This is a genomic window from Paenarthrobacter ureafaciens, from assembly GCF_004028095.1.
Classification (GTDB): Bacteria; Actinomycetota; Actinomycetes; order Actinomycetales; family Micrococcaceae; genus Arthrobacter; species Arthrobacter ureafaciens.
The window spans coordinates 2,805,906-2,824,738 of record NZ_SBHM01000007.1 but is presented as its reverse complement, the minus strand read 5'-3'; the positions used below and the strand labels follow the sequence as shown (position 1 = coordinate 2,824,738).

The 18,833-nt window shown below is 64.4% G+C and carries 17 protein-coding genes; 9 read left to right on the top strand and 8 right to left on the bottom strand.

The genetic code is table 11. The features are described from left to right. Positions 1-19 precede the first annotated feature (19 nt). Genes AUR_RS17225 through AUR_RS17215 form a run of 3 tightly spaced genes read right to left on the bottom strand, consistent with a single transcriptional unit; the run spans position 20 to position 4,949 of the window. Entirely contained in the window at positions 20-1,183 is a 1,164-nt protein-coding gene (locus AUR_RS17225) for an acyl-CoA dehydrogenase family protein (RefSeq protein ID WP_021472597.1), read from the bottom strand. Then, on the bottom strand, positions 1,180-3,336 hold the full coding sequence (locus AUR_RS17220; RefSeq protein WP_062095933.1) for an acetyl/propionyl/methylcrotonyl-CoA carboxylase subunit alpha: 2,157 nt from the start codon (positions 3,334-3,336) through the stop codon (positions 1,180-1,182). The genes AUR_RS17225 and AUR_RS17220 overlap by 4 nt, the downstream gene beginning before the upstream one ends. A gap of 2 nt (positions 3,337-3,338) precedes the next feature. Further along, positions 3,339-4,949: a carboxyl transferase domain-containing protein gene (locus tag AUR_RS17215; protein WP_062095930.1), complete on the bottom strand. Its 1,611-nt coding sequence runs from the start codon at positions 4,947-4,949 to the stop codon at positions 3,339-3,341. A gap of 133 nt (positions 4,950-5,082) precedes the next feature. Here AUR_RS17215 and AUR_RS17210 point away from each other — a divergent pair, with 133 nt between their 5' ends. After that, positions 5,083-5,718: an SACE_7040 family transcriptional regulator gene (locus AUR_RS17210; RefSeq protein WP_021472594.1), complete on the top strand. Its 636-nt coding sequence runs from the start codon at positions 5,083-5,085 to the stop codon at positions 5,716-5,718. 218 nt (positions 5,719-5,936) lie between these two features. Continuing rightward, positions 5,937-6,791: an NAD-dependent epimerase/dehydratase family protein gene (locus AUR_RS17205; protein WP_021472593.1), complete on the top strand. Its 855-nt coding sequence runs from the start codon at positions 5,937-5,939 to the stop codon at positions 6,789-6,791. On the opposite strand, the gene AUR_RS17200 is transcribed toward AUR_RS17205, so the two are convergent. From AUR_RS17200 to pdhA, 3 genes are read right to left on the bottom strand one after another with little or no spacing between them, the layout of a single operon-like run. Beyond that, positions 6,788-8,089 carry a dihydrolipoamide acetyltransferase family protein gene (locus AUR_RS17200; RefSeq protein ID WP_062095927.1) on the bottom strand — a complete coding sequence of 434 codons (1,302 nt, stop codon included), beginning with the start codon at positions 8,087-8,089 and terminating at the stop codon, positions 6,788-6,790. The genes AUR_RS17205 and AUR_RS17200 overlap by 4 nt on opposite strands. Next, complete coding sequence (locus tag AUR_RS17195) at positions 8,086-9,096, bottom strand: alpha-ketoacid dehydrogenase subunit beta (RefSeq protein ID WP_062095925.1); 1,011 nt, start codon at positions 9,094-9,096, stop codon at positions 8,086-8,088. The genes AUR_RS17200 and AUR_RS17195 overlap by 4 nt, the downstream gene beginning before the upstream one ends. After that, on the bottom strand, positions 9,096-10,262 hold the full coding sequence (gene pdhA / locus AUR_RS17190) for a pyruvate dehydrogenase (acetyl-transferring) E1 component subunit alpha (protein WP_021472590.1): 1,167 nt from the start codon (positions 10,260-10,262) through the stop codon (positions 9,096-9,098). The genes AUR_RS17195 and pdhA overlap by 1 nt, the downstream gene beginning before the upstream one ends. 195 nt (positions 10,263-10,457) lie before the next feature. On the opposite strand from pdhA, the gene AUR_RS17185 reads away from it, so the two are divergent. The 3 genes from AUR_RS17185 (at position 10,458) to AUR_RS17175 (ending at position 12,794) form a co-directional block, all read left to right on the top strand. After that, positions 10,458-10,928, top strand: coding sequence for an Lrp/AsnC family transcriptional regulator (locus AUR_RS17185; protein WP_031216615.1), 471 nt, complete (start codon positions 10,458-10,460; stop codon positions 10,926-10,928). A 119-nt stretch (positions 10,929-11,047) separates the two neighbouring features. Continuing rightward, positions 11,048-11,755, top strand: a complete 708-nt coding sequence (locus AUR_RS20610; protein ID WP_225740047.1) for a hypothetical protein — start codon at positions 11,048-11,050, stop codon at positions 11,753-11,755. Positions 11,756-11,774: 19 nt separating this feature from the next. Further along, positions 11,775-12,794, top strand: coding sequence for a PHP domain-containing protein (locus AUR_RS17175; protein WP_021472587.1), 1,020 nt, complete (start codon positions 11,775-11,777; stop codon positions 12,792-12,794). An 82-nt stretch (positions 12,795-12,876) separates the two neighbouring features. Here AUR_RS17175 and AUR_RS17170 read toward each other — a convergent pair whose 3' ends face one another. After that, on the bottom strand, positions 12,877-14,484 hold the full coding sequence (locus AUR_RS17170) for a solute symporter family protein (RefSeq protein WP_031216614.1): 1,608 nt from the start codon (positions 14,482-14,484) through the stop codon (positions 12,877-12,879). A gap of 5 nt (positions 14,485-14,489) precedes the next feature. Further along, entirely contained in the window at positions 14,490-14,870 is a 381-nt protein-coding gene (locus AUR_RS17165) for a DUF485 domain-containing protein (RefSeq protein ID WP_021472585.1), read from the bottom strand. A 194-nt stretch (positions 14,871-15,064) separates the two neighbouring features. Here AUR_RS17165 and AUR_RS17160 point away from each other — a divergent pair, with 194 nt between their 5' ends. Genes AUR_RS17160 through AUR_RS17145 form a run of 4 tightly spaced genes read left to right on the top strand, consistent with a single transcriptional unit; the run spans position 15,065 to position 18,806 of the window. Further along, positions 15,065-16,243 carry a histidine kinase gene (locus tag AUR_RS17160; RefSeq protein WP_062095923.1) on the top strand — a complete coding sequence of 393 codons (1,179 nt, stop codon included), beginning with the start codon at positions 15,065-15,067 and terminating at the stop codon, positions 16,241-16,243. Between the two features lie 15 nt (positions 16,244-16,258). Next, positions 16,259-16,978, top strand: a complete 720-nt coding sequence (locus tag AUR_RS17155; RefSeq protein WP_021472583.1) for a LytR/AlgR family response regulator transcription factor — start codon at positions 16,259-16,261, stop codon at positions 16,976-16,978. Beyond that, entirely contained in the window at positions 16,975-17,334 is a 360-nt protein-coding gene (locus tag AUR_RS17150; RefSeq protein WP_062095921.1) for a hypothetical protein, read from the top strand. Before AUR_RS17155 ends, AUR_RS17150 begins: the two co-directional genes overlap by 4 nt. Next, positions 17,331-18,806, top strand: a complete 1,476-nt coding sequence (locus AUR_RS17145) for a sodium/solute symporter (RefSeq protein ID WP_062095919.1) — start codon at positions 17,331-17,333, stop codon at positions 18,804-18,806. Before AUR_RS17150 ends, AUR_RS17145 begins: the two co-directional genes overlap by 4 nt. Positions 18,807-18,833 lie beyond the last annotated feature (27 nt).

Genomic DNA, 18,833 nt, shown 5'->3' with positions numbered 1-18,833 from the left:
CTTGATCCTTCCCCTGCGGTTAAAGACCCAGCTCGCGGGCGATGAGCATCAATTGAACCTCCGTGGTGCCCTCCCCGACCTCGAGGATCTTGGAGTCCCGGTAATGCCGGGCCACGGTGAATTCGTTGATGAAGCCATACCCGCCGAATACCTGGGTGGCATCCCGCGCGTTGTCCATGGCAGCCTCGCCTGCGACCATCTTAGCGATGGCCGCCTCGGTCTTGAACGGCTTCCCCGCGAGCATCCTGGCCGCTGCGTCGTAGTAGGCAAGACGTGCCGTGTGGGCCCTGGCCTGCATCCGCGCGATCTTGAATTGGATGGCCTGGTACTTGGCGATGTTCTGCCCGAAGGCACTGCGTTCCTTGGCGTATTTCACGGACAGGTCCACGCATCCCTGGGCGGCTCCTGTACCCAAAGCCGCGATCGCGATGCGGCCTTCGTCAAGGATGGAAAGGAAGTTGGCGTAGCCGCGTCCGCGCTCGCCGAGCAGGTTGGATTCGGGAACCCGGACGTTGTCCAGTGTCAACGGGTGGGTGTCCGAAGCGTTCCAGCCCACCTTGTTGTAGGCCTTTTCCGCTTTAAAGCCGGGGGTTTCCGTGGGCACCAGGATGGTGGAGATCTCCTTCTTGATACTGCCGTCCGGGCGTTCTTCCTTGCCGGTGACCGCGGTGACCGTGACCAGCCGGGTGATATCCGTGCCGGAGTTGGTGATGAACTCCTTGTTACCGTTGATCACCCATTCGCCGGCTTCCAGGTGGGCGTGGGTCTTGGTGCCCCCGGCATCGGATCCGGCTTCGCGTTCGGTCAGCCCGAACCCGGCGAGCGCCTGCCCGGAGGCAAGGGGCGGAAGCCATTGTTCCTTCTGTTCTTCGGTCCCGAACCGGTAGACGGGCATCGCACCGAGGGACACTCCGGCTTCCAAGGTGATGGCTACCGACTGGTCCACGCGGCCCAGTTGTTCCAGGGCCAGTGCGAGCGCGAAGTAGTCCCCGCCCATGCCGCCGTGCTCTTCGGGGAAAGGCAGGCCGAAGAGTCCCATCTCCCCCATCTGCTTGATGACCTCGTAGGGGAAGCTGTGTTCTTCGTCGTGCTTGGCCGAGACTGGGGCCACTACTTCATCGGCGAACTCGCGGACGGAGTCACTGAGGTCCTGGTATTCCTCGGAAAGGTCGAAAGTGCTCACGGCTGGGTTTCCTTAGTGGTTGGGACGGCACTGGTTGGGGTGGCATGGATGCTGGCGAGTACCTGGTCTGCCTTGACGAGGTCGCCTGTTGCCACGGTGAGGTGGACTGTTCCATGGACGGAGGCCACCAGTTGGTGCTCCATTTTCATGGCCTCGACGGCGAGGAGTATCTGCCCTTCGGCGACCGTTTCGCCGTCGGAAACGGCCACGGAGACCACCGTTCCGGGCATGGGCGAGCGCACCTCGGGGTCCGCGGTTCCTTCCTCCTGCTGGATTCCTGCCAGCATGCGCTTGAGCTTTTCGGCGCGGTTCAAAACCTCCAGGCGGCAGGACCATCCGGCGTTTCCGAGGTGGATTCCCCGGTTGTCCCGGCCCAGCGCGTAGGTGAGGTTCACGCCGTCGACGTCCAGGCTGATCCGGTCGTCGGTCCGCTCCACCCCGGTCACTGTGACGGCCTGGCGCCCGACGCCGGGACCGCCGTCGAGCATTACTCTCACCTGGCCGCCGTGGTCAGCTATCGAGGCGGTAGCCACAGAGCCGTCCGGCAGCCCGAACGCGGCTGTCCAAGCCGCTGGCTGCCCTACGCGCCAGGAGTCCGGCAGCGCCCAGGCATCCCCGGCCCGCGGGAAACCGGTCCGCTCAAGCCAGAGCGCAACTCCGGCCGCCGCCACTTCCTCCGGTCCGATGTGGCGGAAGGTCATGCCCGGCAGTTTCCGCTCGATCAGTCCGGTGTCCAGGTGGCCCCCACGGACGTCGGGTTCGTTGATCAGCAGCCGCAGGTACTCCACATTGGTGTCCAGGCCGAGCAGCGTGTAGCGGCCCAACGCGGCATCCAGTTCGTCAAGGGCGGCCGCGCGGTCAGGGCCCCAGGCGATCACTTTGGCGAGCATCGGATCGTAGTCGCCCGTGATGTCGAGCCCTTGCCGCATGGCCGAATCGATCCGGACCGTTGCATCGTCCACCCGGGCTCCGGAGATCCGCCGATCCGGCAGTCCCCGCTCGGCCAGCTGCACAACCCGCCCCATGGACGGCATGAAGTTCCGTTCGGGGACCTCCGCGTAAACCCTCGCCTCTACTGCGTGCCCCTTAAGTACGACGTCGGACTGCGCCAGGGTGAGGACCTCACCTGCAGCGATCCGCACCTGCCATTCCACCAGGTCGATGCCCGTCACGAGTTCCGTCACGGGGTGTTCCACCTGCAGGCGCGTGTTCATCTCCATGAAAAAGAACTCGTCAGGATGGTCATCGGACACCAGGAATTCCACGGTGCCGGCGCCGCTGTAGTTGACTGACCGGGCCGCGTTGCAAGCGGCTTCTCCGATCCGTGCCCGTTGCGCTTCACCGTCCGGCATGGAACGGAAAAGTGCCGAGGGGGCTTCTTCGATCACCTTCTGGTGCCGGCGCTGCAAGGAACATTCGCGCTCGCCCACATGGATGACGTTCCCGTGGTTGTCTGCCAGGATCTGGACTTCGATGTGGCGGGGGGAACGGACCAAACGTTCCAGGAAAAGGGTGTCGTCGCCAAAGGCGGCCGCTGCAACGCGCCGGGCTGCGGCAAGGGCTGCAGGAAGGTCTTCGGGCCGTTCCACCGCCTGCATGCCTTTTCCGCCGCCACCGGCCGACGGTTTGATGAGCAGGGGGAAGCCCACCGATGGTGCGGCCTCAATCAGGTCCTGGTCCGTCAGCCCGGCCTTTGCGATGCCCGGCGTGCAGGGAACGCCGTAGGACATCACGTGGTTCTTGGAACGGATCTTGTCGCCCATCAGTTCGATCGCTTCGATCCCGGGCCCAATGAACACGATGCCGGCGGCATCCAGCGCCTTGGCGAACTCAACGTTTTCGGACAGGAAACCGTATCCCGGGTGCACGGCTTCGGCGCCTGTTTGGCGGCAGGCCTCAATGATCGCGTCGATCTTCAGGTAGCTCTCCGCCGGGGCCGTTCCACCAATGCCCACGGCAGCGTCTGCCATGGCCACGTGCTTGGCGTCCTTGTCCGCATCTGAGTAGACAGCCACGGCCCGGATGCCCATGTGCTGCAGCGTCCGGATGACCCTGCAGGCGATCTCTCCCCTGTTGGCCACCAGGACTGATGTGAAGGAATGCCGCTCGGCCGGCTCTGCCGGCGCATTCCGGGTTGTTGTGGGCACGGTCATGGTCACATCCTGAAAAGGCCGAAGGAAGTTTCGGGCAGCGGTTGGCGGGAAACGACGTCCAGGGCCATCCCAAGGACCCGGCGGGTGTCGGCGGGGTCGATGATGCCGTCGTCCCAGAGCCGCGCCGTTGAGTAGTAAGGGCTCCCCTGGTCCTCGTATTGCTTTTTGATGGGCGCCTTGAACGCTTCCTCGTCGTCGGCGGACCATTCCTGGCCCGCGGCCTCCAGCTGTTCGCGTTTGACGGTGGCAAGGACACTGGAAGCCTGGTTTCCGCCCATCACGGAGATACGGGCTGCCGGCCACATCCACAGGAACCGTGGCGAGTAGGCCCGGCCGCACATGGAGTAGTTGCCCGCCCCGAAGCTGCCGCCGATCACTACCGTCAGTTTCGGAACCCGGGCTGTGGCAACCGCGGTGACCATCTTGGCGCCGTTCTTCGCTATGCCGCCCTGTTCATAGTCCTTGCCCACCATGAACCCGGAAAGGTTCTGCAGGAAGATCAGGGGAATTCCACGTTGGTCACACAGTTCAATGAAGTGCGCCCCTTTGAGTGAGGACTCGCTGAACAGCACTCCGTTGTTGGCCACGATGCCCACGGGGTGTCCGTGCAGATGCGCAAAGCCCGTCACCAACGTTGTCCCGTAGTCCTTCTTGAACTCATGGAATTCGGAACCGTCCACGATCCTGGCAATGGCTTCGCGAACGTCGTACTGCGCGTTGACGTCGGTCGGAACCACGCCGTAGATACCGGACGGTTCGACGACGGGCGGCAGGACGACGTCGAGCACGTCCCAGGCCGGCGGGGCCGGCTGTGGCAACGTCGCCACGATGTCGCGGACAATTTCCAGCGCGTGCTGGTCGTTCTCGGCCAGGTGGTCCGCTACTCCGGATACCTTGGCGTGAACGTCGCCGCCACCGAGTTCCTCCGCCGTGACGATCTCTCCGATGGCTGCCTTCACCAGCGGCGGTCCGCCAAGGAAGATGGTGCCCTGGTTCCGCACAATGACCGTCTCATCGCTCATGGCCGGGACGTAGGCGCCACCGGCCGTGCAGGAACCCATCACTGAGGCGATCTGTGGAATCTTGGCAGCCGACATGCGCGCCTGGTTGTAGAAGATCCGGCCGAAGTGCTCCTTGTCGGGGAACACCTCGTCCTGCTTGGGAAGGAAGGCGCCCCCGGAGTCCACGAGGTAGATGCACGGCAGCTTGTTCTCCAAGGCAATCTCCTGCGCCCGGAGGTGCTTCTTCACCGTCATGGGATAGTAGGTTCCGCCTTTGACGGTGGCGTCGTTGGAGATGACCAGCACATGCCGGCCATGGACCAGCCCGATGCCTGCGATGACCCCGGCTCCAGGTGAATCGTCGCTGTACATGCCGTTGGCCGCCAGCGGCGCAATCTCCAGGAACGGGCTGCCCTCGTCCAACAGGTAGTCGATGCGCTCCCTGGGAAGGAGTTTTCCACGGGAAATGTGGCGCTCGCGGGACTTGGGCGGGCCGCCCAGCGCAGTGGTTGCGAGGCGCTCCTTAAGTTCATCCACCAGCTTGCGCTGGGCTTCCTCGTTGGCCGCAAAGGTGCTCGTGGCAGCCCCTGCAACGCTGGCTATCGTCTCCATCGACTACTGTCCCATTCCGGTCCGAACGGTGTCAGATCCACGTCATTTCGGTTAGTGCCTCATAACTGAAATTTAGGTTAGTCTTGATTAACTGTGATGTCCAGCACGTACAGCGGGTGGCGAGGAGGCAACTGTGACCCAGCATGCTCAAACAACCCAGCGCAGCCAGGCAACACAGCGCAGCCAGGCCAAGGAAGAGCGGCGCGTGGCGTTGCTTTCCGCCGCTGCCGGCCTCTTCGCGGAGAACGGATTCGCCAGGGTTTCCCTTGAGGACCTTGGCGCCGCCGCGGGCGTCAGCGGACCTGCCGTGTACCGGCACTTCCCCGGTAAGCAGGCCGTGTTGGGCGAGCTCCTCCTGAGCGTCAGCCGCGAGCTGCAGGACGGTGGGCTCAAGGTGGTGGCCGAGGCCGGGAATGCGCTTGCAGCCTTGGAGGGCCTGGTTGCTTTCCACGTGGACTTTGCCCTGCGGAATCCGGACGTCATCAGGGTCCAGGACCGCGACTTCGGAAGCCTCAGCGAAGCTGACCAGGCGGAGGTGCGGGCCCTCCAGCGTGGCTATGTGGAGACGTGGGTTGATGTCCTCAAGGAGGTGCATCCCGGCAGTGATCCCGCCGAGCTTCGGGTCCGCGCGCATGCCGCTTTCGGCCTGATCAACTCCACCCCGCATTCCGTCCGCCAGCATGGCAGGAAGATCGCCGTGAAGTCTGCCCGGCCGGTTCTTGAACGGATGGCACTGGCGGCCTTGACTGTTGGAACGCCGGCAGGCTGACGAACTGCCTTCCCGGGACCCGCCCTGCCTTCCCGGGACCCGCCCTGCCTTCCCGGGACCCGCCCTGCCTTCCCGGGACCCGCCCTGCCTTCCCGGGACCCGTCCTGCCTTTCCTAGGACTCACAGGGCCAGCTTGAAGTATGTCCCCGCCCATGGGCCGCCCCCTAGGGTTGGAAACAGCTTTGAAACGTCACACCTGATCATCGAAGGAGAACCCCATGAAGATTGCTGTCACCGGTGGAAGCGGAAAGTTGGGCAGGAGCGTCGTGCGGAGGCTGGCAGAGGATGGCCACCAAGTGTTCAACCTCGACCGGGACGGCGAGCGGGGCCCTGGATACGTCAGCGTCGACCTGCGCAACTACGGCCAGGTGGTGGACGTGATCCTTGGGCTCGACGACCGGCACGACGGTCTGGATGCGATCGTCCACCTAGGGGCCATCCCGGCCCCCGGGCTGGCCCCCGACTCCGCGATCTTCGAGAACAACATGCTCTCCACCTACAACGTGTTCCAGTCAGCACGCCGTGCAGGCATCAAGAAGGTCGTCTACGCCTCCAGCGAGACAGTGCTTGGCCTACCCTTCGATGCGCCGCCGCCCTACATCCCGGTGGATGAGGAATACGACGCACGGCCCGAAAGCACGTATTCGCTGGTCAAGCACCTGGAAGAGCAGATGGCCATCCAACTCACCCGATGGGACCCCGAGCTCAGCATCACGGCCCTGCGTTTTTCGAATGTCATGGATCCTGAAGACTACGGCGCGTTCCCGTCCTTCGACGCTGACGCGACCCGGCGTAAGTGGAACCTTTGGGGCTACATCGACGCCCGCGACGGCGCCCAGGCCGTGGCCCGCGCCCTCGAGGTTGCCCCGCCAGGGTTCGAACGGTTCATCATCGCCGCGGCAGACACCGTCATGAGCCGGAGCAGTGCCGAACTTGCCGCGGAAGTCTTTCCCGGCGTCGACGTCGTCAAGGAACTGCAGCAGCACGAAACGATGCTGTCCATCGACAAGGCCCGGAGGCTACTGGGATTCGAACCCGAACACAGCTGGCGGGACACCCGCCAGGCAAGCTAGACCATGGTCAGCACCATCGCCGGGTCGGAAAGGATCGCGCCGAGGTCGGCCAGGAACCGCGACCCCTGTTCCCCGTCCACCAGGCGGTGGTCGAAGGACAGGCTGAGCGACATCACCTGGCGGACCACCAGTTCGTCGTCCACCACCCACGGCGCTTTCCGCACCGCTCCCAACGCCACAATGGCAGCTTCGCCCGGGTTGAGGATGGGCGTCCCGGCGTCAATGCCGAAGACACCTATGTTGGTGATGGAGATCGTGCCGCCCGACAGGTCCGCCGGGGATGTCTTCCCTGCCCGGGCAGTGTCCGTCAGTTCGGACAACTGAACGGCGAGTTCTCGCAGCGGCAGCTGCTCCGCATCCTTGATGTTCGGCACCGTCAGGCCGCGTGGAGTAGCGGCCGCGATGCCGAGGTTGACGTAGTGGTACTGGACAATCTCCTGCTTTTCATCGTCCCAGTGCGTATTGAGGGTGGGGTTGTTCCGCAGCGCAATCAGCACGGCCTTTGCCGCGATGGTGAGCGGGGTCAACTTCACGCCGTCGAACGCTCTGTTGGTCTTTAGCCGGGCCAACAACTCCATGGTTGGAGTGACATCCACGGTAAGGAACTCCGTGACGTGCGGTGCGGTGAAGGCGCTTTGCACCATGGCAGCCGCGCTGAACTTGCGTACGCCCTTGACCGGGGTCCGGGTTTCCCGGCCAAGGGCGGCCGGCGCCGTGGGGGCCTGTGCGTCCGGTGCCGGTGCGCCCGCAAAGTTCTGTACATCCTCGCGGGTGATCAGCCCGTGCGGGCCGGTTCCGGTGACGCGCTCCAGATCGACGCCGAGGTCCCGGGCCAGTTTGCGGACGGGCGGCGTGGAACGCGGCCTCTCCCCGACGGCCGTTTCCTCTGCCCGGGGAGCAACCGCCGGGGCAGCAGCGCGGGCACGCCTCGCGGGCCGCCCTGAATGCTCGACGACGGCGCCGTAACCTACCAGGTTCGGCTCGCGTTTGGCGGGACCGGCCGGAGATTCGGCGTCCGTCGCCTCTGCGCCCTGGGCAGCTCCGGCGTCGTCCACTTCGAACGAGACAATCGGCTTGCCCACCTCAACCACCGTGCCGGGTTCCTCATGCAAAGCCGCTACCACTCCCGCAAACGGGGACGGAAGCTCCACCACTGCCTTGGCCGTCTCAACCTCGGCAATGACCTGGTTGAGGCTGACGGTATCCCCCACCGCCACTTTCCAGCTAAGGATCTCGGACTCAGTGAGGCCCTCGCCGAGGTCCGGAAGTTTGAATTCCTTGATCATGGTGGCGCTCATCCTTCCAGTCCACTCAACGAGTTGGGGCGGCCCAGCGCGCGATCAACGCCATCCAGGATCCGGTCCAAGTCCGGCAGATGGTGCATTTCGAGCTTGGAATAGGGGTAGGGAACGTCGAAGCCAGTGATCCGCACCGGCGCTGTTTCTAGGTAGTTGAAGCAGCGCTCCGTGATGCTGGCCGCGATCTCGGCACCCAGGCCGCCGGATTGGGCTGCCTCATGCGTGATGACCAGGCGGCCGGTCTTGCGGACCGACGCCTCGACCACGGGATAGTCCACCGGCGCCAAGGACCGAAGATCGATGACTTCCACCGAGGTTCCCTCGTCCGCCGCGGCCTGCGCGGCATCCCTGGCCGTCTTGACCAAGGGACCGTAGGCCACCAGAGTGACGTCCGTGCCGGCGTTCACCATGGCTGCCTTGTCCATGGGAAGTGCCGATGAGAGGTCCGCGGCCTCATCCACATCGCCCTTGTCGTGATAGCGGCGCTTGGGTTCGAAGTAGAGCACGGGGTCATCCGAGGCGATGGCCTGCTGGATCATGGTGTAGGCATCCTGCGGATTGGATACGGCCACCACCCGCAGCCCGGACGTGTGGGTGAAATAGGCCTCCGGGGACTCCGAATGGTGCTCCGGAGAGCCTATACCGCCACCGAAGGGAACCCGGATGGTGATGGGCATTTTGACCCGGCCCTGCGTCCGGTAGTGCATCTTGGCCACCTGGCTGACGATCTGGTCGAAAGCAGGGTAGATAAAACCGTCGAACTGGATCTCGCACACAGGGCGGTAGCCGCGGTAGGCAAGGCCGACTGCCGTGCCTACGATGCCTGACTCCGCCAGCGGGGAATCGATGACGCGGTGCCGCCCGAAGTCTTTCTGGAGTCCGTCGGTGACCCGGAAAACACCTCCGAGGGTACCGATGTCCTCGCCGATGAGAACTACCTTGGGATCGCTTTCCAATGACTTGCGGAGCCCTGCGTTGATGGCCCGGGCAAAAGTGAGCTTGGACATCAGCGGGCACCTTCCTCGACGGTGTTGAAGCTGTTCAGGTAGCGCGAATAGTGGTCCTTCTGCCGTTCAATCCAAGGATTGGGCGTGCTGTAGACGTGGTTGAACACATCCAGGGGTTGGGGATCCGGCATGGTGATGCAACTGGTCCTCAATTCGGTTCCCACGGCGTCGGCCTTCGCTTTGACCTGTGCTTCAAGTTCCTCCGTCAGCAGGCCTTTGGCATCGAGCAGCCTGCGAATGCGGAGGATGGGATCCTTCGCCGCCCAGTCTTCCAGTTCGTTGGCGTCCCGGTAACGGGTGGGGTCGTCCGCCGTCGTGTGCGGACCCATGCGGTACGTGACCGCTTCTATGAACGTCGGCCCACCGCCCTTGCGTGCCCTGTCCAGCGCCACCCGGGTGGCTGCCATGACGGCCAGGACGTCGTTGCCGTCAACCCGCATGCTGGGAATGCCGAAACCGGTGGGACGGTCCGCCAGCTGGACGTGGGACTGTACGCGCACGGGTTCGGAAATGGCCCAGTGGTTGTTCTGGCAGAAGAACACCACCGGGGCCTGGAAGCTGGCGGCGAAGACCATGGCCTCGTTGACGTCGCCTTCACTGGTAGCTCCGTCGCCGAAGTAGGCCATGACCGCGGAGCTGGCGCCGTCCAGTTGAACGCCCATCGCATAGCCGGTGGCGTGCAGGCTCTGGGACCCGATGATGATCTGGGGGGTGGCCATGTTGATCCGCTGCGGATCCCAGCTGTATAAAGCGTTGCCGCGCCAGACCTTGGCGATCTCGGACACGTGGGCGCCGCGTACGTACGCCACGCCGCTCTCGCGGTAGCTGGGAAAGACGAAATCTTCGTCACGAAGGGCCCGGCTGGAACCAATCTGCGATGCTTCCTGGCCGAGCAGGGGCGGCCACAGGGCCAGTTCACCTTGGCGTTGCAGGGCGGTGGCCTCGGCGTCGATGCGGCGGATGACAGTCATGTCCTCAAAGAGGGAACAAAGCTGTTCGTCTCCGATGTCCTTGATCCAGAGATCGAACTCGGGATGGCTTATCCGCTCCCCCTCCGGGGAGACCAATTGCAGCATCCCGCCGCCGGTCCGCAAGGGATTGTGTCCGCTGAGTCCCGGGTCCGGAGCAGTGGTGCCTGCGTCCGTTCCCGCCTTGTCCGTCAACATTGGTGATCGCGACCTTCCGGCTCGTATTCGTCGGCCCGCGCGGGACTTGTGATCCAGCCGCAGACCGGCCCCCGGGCTCCTTCGCCCGGGTTATTTGTGACCCTACTCACAAAGGGCATGGGGTACAACTACCCTGCTGGAAATTGAGCATCCTGCCATGTTTGTCCCTTCAAGCCCGTGCTAATCTTGCGCATTATGCAACCACTGGATGGCACCGATACCCGTCTCCTCTCGGCCATGGCGAAGGACCCGCGGGGAACAGTGGTCGCCCTGGCCCAAAAGCTCGGCCTCTCCAGAAACACCGTCCAGGCGCGCATGGCACAGCTTGAGAAGAAGCACGCCTTCCTGTCCTTCGAACGGCGGATCAATCCGGTCGCGCTGGGGTACCCGCTCACAGCCTTCATCAGTGTCCACGTGCAGCAGCAGAAACTGGCAACGTTGGCAAAGGACCTGGCCGATATCCCGGAAATCCTGGAAGGCTTCGGCCTGACCGGTTCGGCTGACCTGCTGTTGCGGGTGGTGGCCTTGGACGCGGAGGACCTCTTCAGGATCAACGGCAAGATCCTGGCCTGCGACGGCGTTGAGCGCACGGATACAGCGCTGGCCATGCGGGAGATGATTCCCTACCGGGTCCAGCCGCTTCTGGGAAGGCGCTCGGAAGGGTAGCAGTCACTCTTGCCCGGACTGTCAGGATGCTGTTTGATTCAAAGGAAAGCATCGGGGGCTGCCGGAAGTTCCCGGCCACAAAGGTGGCGCGGAAGCAGGCTGCTGAAAGGGGTCCGAGAGTGAGTAATCCACAAGAGCCCAACGGACAGGGCGATGTTCCACGCAATCCCGATCCGGCGGGTCCGTACCCGCCGCCGTCGGGCAACCCCGCACAGTCCGGGACGCCTCCGCAGTGGCAACAGCCGCCGTCGTACGCAGCTCCGCAGGGAAGTCCCGCGGGAGGCGCACCCAACTACGGCAGTCCAAACCCCTACCCCCAACAAGGGCAAGGGCAAGGGCAATACCCGCCCCAACCAGGCCAGTACCCGCCAGGGCAGTACGGGCAGCCGTCCACTCCTCCTGCCAAGAAGCGGAAGACGCTATGGATCGTCCTGGGCATCGTAGCCGGCGTGATCGTCCTCGCCGTGGTGGGGGTGTTGGTGCTCGTGAACGTCGTGGGCAACGCGACGTCCAAGGCGCGCGGGCTGGCCGACGAGTTCACCAAACTGGTTGTGGCCGGCGATACCGAGGAAGCCTACGACGACTACCTCCACCAGGCCCTCAAGGACGAACTGGACAAGCAGTCGTTCATTGACGGCATTGCAAGCCTGGAACTGGATAACTCCTGCAAGCCCAACTACAACTCCGTCAGCGTGAACAACAACAACGGAAACAACAAGGCCGATCTCTCCGGGACGCTGCAGTGCGACGGCAAGACGATCAACCTCCACTATGTCTTCGAGGGCACGAACGACCTCAAAATGAGCAGTATCCGCCTGCGCCCATAGCATCGGGGATCATGGAGCCATGGATCCCGTTGAGGCGCTCGATGAAATTTCCTTCTGGCTGGAACGCAGCCTCGCACCGACGTTCAAAGTGCAGGCCTTCAGGAAAGCGGCCGACGTCGTGCGGCAGCTGCCGCCCGGCGAGTTGCCGCGCCTGATCGCGTCCGGCCGGCTGACGAGCCTGAAGGGGGTTGGCAACCGCAGCGCGGAAGTCATTTCGCAGGCCATGGAAGACCGCGTTCCGGACTACTTGGCCGACCTCCGCGAGCGGGGCAGCGAACCGCTCGCCGCCGGTGGCCATGGGCTTGCTTCGGCCTTGCGCGGCGACCTGCACAGCCACAGCAACTGGTCCGACGGCGGATCGCCGATCGAAACGATGGTGGCGGCAGCCCGCACCCTGGGCCGCGAGTACCTCGCACTGACGGACCACTCCCCCAACCTCACGATTGCCAACGGCCTCAGCGCGGAACGCCTCGAGCAGCAATTGGGCATAGTGGAGGAGGTCAACGCCGGCCAGGACGGGTTCCGGCTGCTCAAGGGCATCGAAGTGGACATCCTGGAAGACGGAACCCTGGACCAGACGCCGGAAATGCTGGAACGGCTGAATGTGGTGGTGGCAAGCGTCCATTCCAAGCTGCGCTCCGATTCGAAGACCATGACACAGCGCATGCTCGGCGGCATCAGCGACCCCCACACCAACGTCCTGGGCCATTGCACCGGACGGCTGGTCCAGGGTTCGCGCGGCACCAGGCCCGAATCCGAGTTCGACGCCGCAAAGGTTTTCAAGGAATGTGCCGAATGGGGAGTAGCGGTGGAGATCAATTCCCGGCCGGAGCGACAGGACCCGCCCGAACGGCTCATCCAGATGGCCCTTGATGCAGGGTGCTTCTTCAGCATCGACAGTGACGCCCACGCTCCCGGCCAACTGGACTTCCTGCAATACGGTGCGGAGCGGGCAGAGGCCGCCGGTGTACCCCGGGAAAGGATCGTAACAACCTGGCCGCTGGCGCAGTTGCAGGAATGGCTGGCCCTCAAGAAGTAGCGACCCTCAAAGAAGCAGTGCCCCTCCGCCCGAAGGCATGAGGGGCACTGCTTCCACAGCGTGACCGCGATGGTTTAGCGGATCAGTGGTCTACCGCTTTCTCGGCTCCGACGCCGGTCAGCGAGCGCACCTCCATTTCGGCCTGCTTGGCAGCGTCTTCACGCCGCTTGTCCAGGACTGTACCCAACCAGCCCAGGAAGAAAGCCAACGGTATGGAGACGATACCGGGGTTGCTGAGCGGGAAGAACGCGAAGTTGGCTCCCTGGATCATGGAGGTCTTGGCACCGGACACCACCGGCGAGAAGGTGATCAGCAGGATGGCTGAGGCCAGGCCGCCGTACATGCTCCACACCGCACCTTGCGTGGTGAACTTCCGCCAGAACAGGGAGTAGACAATGGTGGGCAGGTTGGCCGAGGCCGCGACCGCGAAGGCCAGTGCCACCAGGAAGGCAACGTTCTGTCCGTTGGCAAAGATCCCGCCGAGGATTGCCAGGATGCCGATGACCACTACGGTGCGCCGTGCAACCTTCACTTCCGTAGTGGCGTCGGCTTTGCCCTTGGAGATGACGTTGGCGTAGATATCGTGGGCGAACGATGCCGCCGCGGTGATGGTGAGGCCGGCAACCACCGCGAGGATGGTGGCGAAGGCGACAGCCGAGATGAAGCCCAGCAGCAGCGGCCCGCCCAGGTGGAAGGCCAGCAGCGGAGCCGCGGAGTTCACGCCGCCCGGGGCAGACTTGATGGTCTCCGCGCCCACCAGGGCTGCGGCACCATACCCCAGTACCAGGGTGAAGAGGTAGAAGAGGCCGATCAACCAGATGGACCACACCACGGACTTGCGCGCTTCCTTGGCCGTGGGAACGGTGTAGAAGCGCATCAGGACGTGCGGCAGTGCTGCCGTGCCAAGGACCAACGCCAGGCCAAGGGACATGAAGTCGAGCTTGGAGGTGTCCGACTTGCCGTATTGCAGGCCCGGGTTCAGGATTGCGGGGTTGTTGGCGGCTTCCGCTGCCGATCCCAGGAGGTTGGACAGGTTGAAGCCGTAGATGGAAAGTACCCAGGCTGTCATGACGGCCGCGCCGGCGATGAGCAGGATGGCCTTGATGATCTGCACCCAAGTGGTGCCCTTCATGCCGCCGATCAGGACGTACATGATCATGAGGGCGCCGACGACGATGATCACCAGTGCCTGGCCGCCCCAGTCGCTGATGCCCAGCAACAGCGAAATCAGGCTGCCCGCTCCCGCCATCTGGGCCAGCAGGTAGAAGAAGCAGACCGCCAGCGTCGAGAGCGCAGCGGCAATCCGGACCGGCCGCTGCCGGAGGCGGAAGGACAGGACGTCGGCCATGGTGAACTTACCGGTGTTCCGCAGCAGCTCTGCCACAAGCAGCAGGGCAACCAGCCAGGCCACGAGGAACCCGATCGAGTAAAGGAATCCGTCATAGCCGTTGATGGCGATCGCGCCGGTGATGCCGAGGAACGAGGCCGCCGAAAGGTAGTCGCCGGCGATGGCAGTTCCGTTCTGGGAGCCCGTGAAGGAACGTCCGGCGGCGTAGTAGTCAGCCGCAGTCTTGTTGTTCCTGCTGGCACGGAAGACGATCACCATGGTGACCGCAACGAAGAGGGCGAAGATGCCCATGTTCAAGAGTGTGGTGTCTTTGAGTGCAGCAACTTCCACTGCAGGGACCATGGTGTTCACTGCGCTCCCCCACGGGTTAGGCTGCCGGACTTATCAAACTCATGGCCTTCGATTTCGTTCCGGATTTCGGCGGCGATGGGGTCGAGTTTCCTGTTGGAGTAGCTGACGTACCACGCGGTGATCCCGAAAGTGGTGACGAACTGGAGCAGCCCCAGGATCAGGCCGACGTTGATGTTTCCCCACACTTTGATGGACATGAAGCCGACCGCGTAGTCGGCCAAGAGAACGTAGGCGAAGTACCACAGCAGGAACGCTGCTGCCATGGGAAAGACGAAGCTCCTGTGCCGCTTGCGCAACTTCTTGAACCGCTCCGTCTGCTGGACTTCCTGGAAGTCCACGGACGCTGTCGCGTCCTGGGGTTGGGCATCATTACCCATGGTTCCTCCTGGTTGTTGTGCCCACATCGGCTCCACACAGCCGGCCAATGTGACTGCAATCACTATTGACGGGCCGGGGCGGTCATTCCAGCACATTGCCCGCCGTCGTCGCCCAACGGTCCCTATGCTGCGCCAAACGGCAAGCGGCGGACCGGCCGCCGTCGTCGTGCCCGCGCATTGGCTACTCTTGCTCCATGCCCGATTCCCCGCTTTTCACAGCAGCCGCGATCGCCGTGATCGTCCTGGCGGTGGCCGTCGTCGTGGGTGTCGGCCTGAAAGTGGTGCGCTCCTTCCGGGACCTCGGCACGGACGCCGAGCAGGCAACCTACAAGACGCTGCACGCCGCATCGCGGGCGGGACAGCACCTTCGCGGCGGTCTGGAACCCGCCGGGGCGGGGAAGGCCAGCAAGCAGTTGCGGGCGCTCCTTGGCTGCGAGGCCTTGGCGATCACGGACACTGAAGCAGTGGTGGCGTGGGACGGAACGGCCGAGGACACCAGGCCGGCGCTCATGGGCATTGTCCGCGGGGTGCTGGAAAGCGGACGCACCGCGGTGGTTCCCCACGCGACAGCCCAACCGGGCAGTTTCAGTGCCGTCATCGCCCCCATCCGCGCCGGTTCCAAGGTGGTGGGGACAGTTGCGGCCCTGGCGCCGTCGGCGGGCGCCGGGTTGGTCCGGGCCACCAGCGAAGTGGCCGATTGGATCGGCGCCCAGCTGGAACTCGCTGAGCTCGAGGCATCCCGGACCCTCCTGATGGAGGCCGAAGTCCGCGCCCTCAGGGCCCAGATCAGCCCGCACTTCATCTACAACTCCTTGAACGCCATCGCCTCCTTCATCAACACGGACCCCGCCCGGGCACGTGAACTGGTAGTGGAGTTTGCCGACTTCACCAGGTATTCCTTCCGGCGCCACGGCGACTTCACCACGCTCGCCGAGGAACTTCGCTGCATTGACCGCTACCTCCTGCTGGAACGGGCCCGGTTTGGCGAGCGTGTCCAGGTCAGCCTGCGGATCGCGCCGGAGGTGCTGAGTACTGTCATCCCGTTCCTCAGCCTCCAGCCGCTGGTTGAGAACGCGGTCCGTCACGGTCTCGAGGCGAAGGAAGGGCCCGGACACATCACCATTTGTGCCAATGATTCCGGCGCGTTTGCGGAGGTCACCATCGAGGACGACGGCGTGGGGATGGACCCGGAGCACCTGCGGCAAGTGCTCGCCGGGCACAGCGACGGCGACCACGTCGGCCTTCGCAACGTGGATGCACGGCTTCGGCAGGTCTACGGCGACGAGCACGGCCTGGTGATCGACACAGCCCCCGGTGAAGGCACCCTGATCACCATGCGCGTGCCCAAGTCCCAACCTCGCCACGACGCATAAGGCTAATCTGGAAGCATGATCAACGTGCTCGTCGCCGATGACGAACTGCCCGCAGTTGAGGAGCTCGCCTTCCTGCTGGGGCGGGACGGCCGCATTGGCACAATCCACCGCGCTTCCTCCGGCGGTGAGGCGCTGCGGACCCTGGAAACCGAGTCCGTAGATGCTGTCTTCCTCGACATTCACATGCCGGCCTTGTCCGGTTTGGACATCGCAAGGGCCATCTCCCGCAGCAGCAACCCTCCCGCCGTCGTCTTTGTAACGGCCGACGAGGACTGCGCTTTGGAGGCGTTCGACCTTGCCGCCGTCGATTATCTGCTGAAGCCGCTCCGGGCCGAACGGCTGGCCAGGTCCGTGGACCGGATCAGCGAGCTCATCAAGGACGGCGCCCCGGCGCCGGAGATGATCACCGTTGACCTCGGCGGCACCACCCGCATGATCCGCCGCGACGACGTCAGCTACGTCCAGGCCCAGGGCGACTATGCCCGGCTGCACACCGCCGAAGCGAGCTACCTCATCCGCGTTCCCCTCAGCGACCTTGAACAGCAGTGGGCGGAGGCGGGCTTCATCCGGATCCACCGCAGCTACCTGATTGCGCTCAACCACGTGGGACACCTTAAACTTTCGGCTTCGTCCCCCAGCGTCACCGTGGCCGGTGCCGAGCTGCCCATCAGCCGCCGCCACCTTCCCTCCGTCCGGGACCGGCTGGAAGCCACCCGTCCCCGGCCGCAAGGATGACGCGGGTCCGTGTCACCGCGCCGCGCCATTCGGTACCGGTACCCCGGGGCCGGCTTGCGTACGGTGACGTCAGCGAAGAGTCCGACGCCGGCAGGGTCTTTATCCGTTCACTCATCCGCTCGCAATTGCGCCTGGCGCTGGTGGTAGCCTGCGGTTTTCTGCTGATCCTCGCCGCTTTCGCGGCCTTCCTGGTGTTTGGACCCGGGGTTGCGGGGACAACTGTGCTGGGGATCCGTCTGGACTGGCTTCTGCTGGGCGTTGGGGTGTATCCGGTCATAGGGCTCAGCGCGTGGTTCTTCACCCGCGCGGCGGCCCGCAACGAGGCCCGCTACCGTGATTTGACGGAGGAGCGGTGAACCCGGCGGTCGGTCTGTTCGCTTTCGTCGCGGTCTCCCTCGCGACGGCGGCCATCGGTTTCTACGGCCTCCGCATTTCGCGGACCACCGGGGATTTCTACGTCGCGTCCCGGACCGTCCGGCCATGGTGGAACGCCTCGGCCATCGGGGGCGAATACCTGTCGGCCGCCAGCTTCCTGGGGGTTGCCGGCCTCATCCTCCTGTCCGGTACTGACGCCCTGTGGTTCCCGGTTGGCTACACGGCGGGCTACCTGATGCTGCTGCTATTCGTCGCGGCTCCCCTGCGCCGGTCCGGGGCCTACACGATTCCCGACTTCACCGAAGCCCGCCTGGACTCCAAGATGGTCCGGCGCGTCACGAGCCTGGTGGTAGTCGCCGTGGGGTGGCTGTACATCGTGCCGCAACTCCACGGTGCGGCACTCACCATCCGCATCACAACGGGCCTGCCGTCGTGGATAGGCTCGACGGCGGTGGTGCTGGTTGTGTGCCTGACGGTTGTGGCAGGCGGGATGCGTTCAATCACGTTTGTCCAGGCTTTCCAGTACTGGCTCAAACTCACGGCGCTGGCTGTTCCGGTGGTCTTTATCCTCCTCGCCTTGACGGCCAATGACACGGCTCCCGTGGCGGCGCTTCCCATCAACCCTTCGGAAACGGCCACCGCCGGCGTATACCACAACGTGTCCTTGCTGGTTGCCCTGCTGTTCGGGACGCTGGGCCTGCCCCACGTGCTCGTCCGGTTCTATACCAATCCCGATGGGCAATCGGCCCGGCGTACAACATTGATTGTGCTGGGCCTGCTATCGGTCTTCTACCTCTTCCCGACCCTGGCAGGTGCCCTCGGGCGGATCTACGCTCCGGAGCTGGCCCGATCCGGCCAGGCCGACGCCTTGGTATTGCTGCTTCCGGGCAAGCTTGTGGGTGGCCCGGCCGGCGACCTTCTCTCCGCGCTCGTCGTGGCAGGCGCGTTTGCGGCCTTCCTGTCCACCACCTCCGGGTTGGTGGTTTCGCTGTCGGGCGTCATCAGCCAGGACCTCTTCGGAGGCAGCGTCCGCGGCTTCCGGCTCGCGGCGCTGCTGGCCGCCGTCGTCCCTTTGGGTTTCGCCTTGACCACCGATTCCCTGGCGTTGGCAGGCAGCGTCGGTTTGGTCTTTGCCTTCACGGCATCCACCATCTGCCCGGTGCTGCTCCTGGGCATCTGGTGGCGGGGCTTGACGGACGCGGGCGCCATCGCAGGAATGGTCACGGGTGGCGTGTTGTGCGGCGGTGCGATGGTGGCTGGCACTGTCCTGGGCGCAAGTGCAGCCCCCTTCTGGTTGGCCCAGCCTGCAGCCTGGACGGTTCCGGCAGCGTTCGCCGTGACCGTTGGCGTGTCCGTGGCCACCAAAGGACGGGTACCTGCCTCGGTGAACCGCGTGATGTCCAGGCTGCACGTACCGGAACGGCCGGTAGTCACCGAACGCCAACTGCCCTGACCGGTTGTCCGCAGCTCCTGCGGGGTG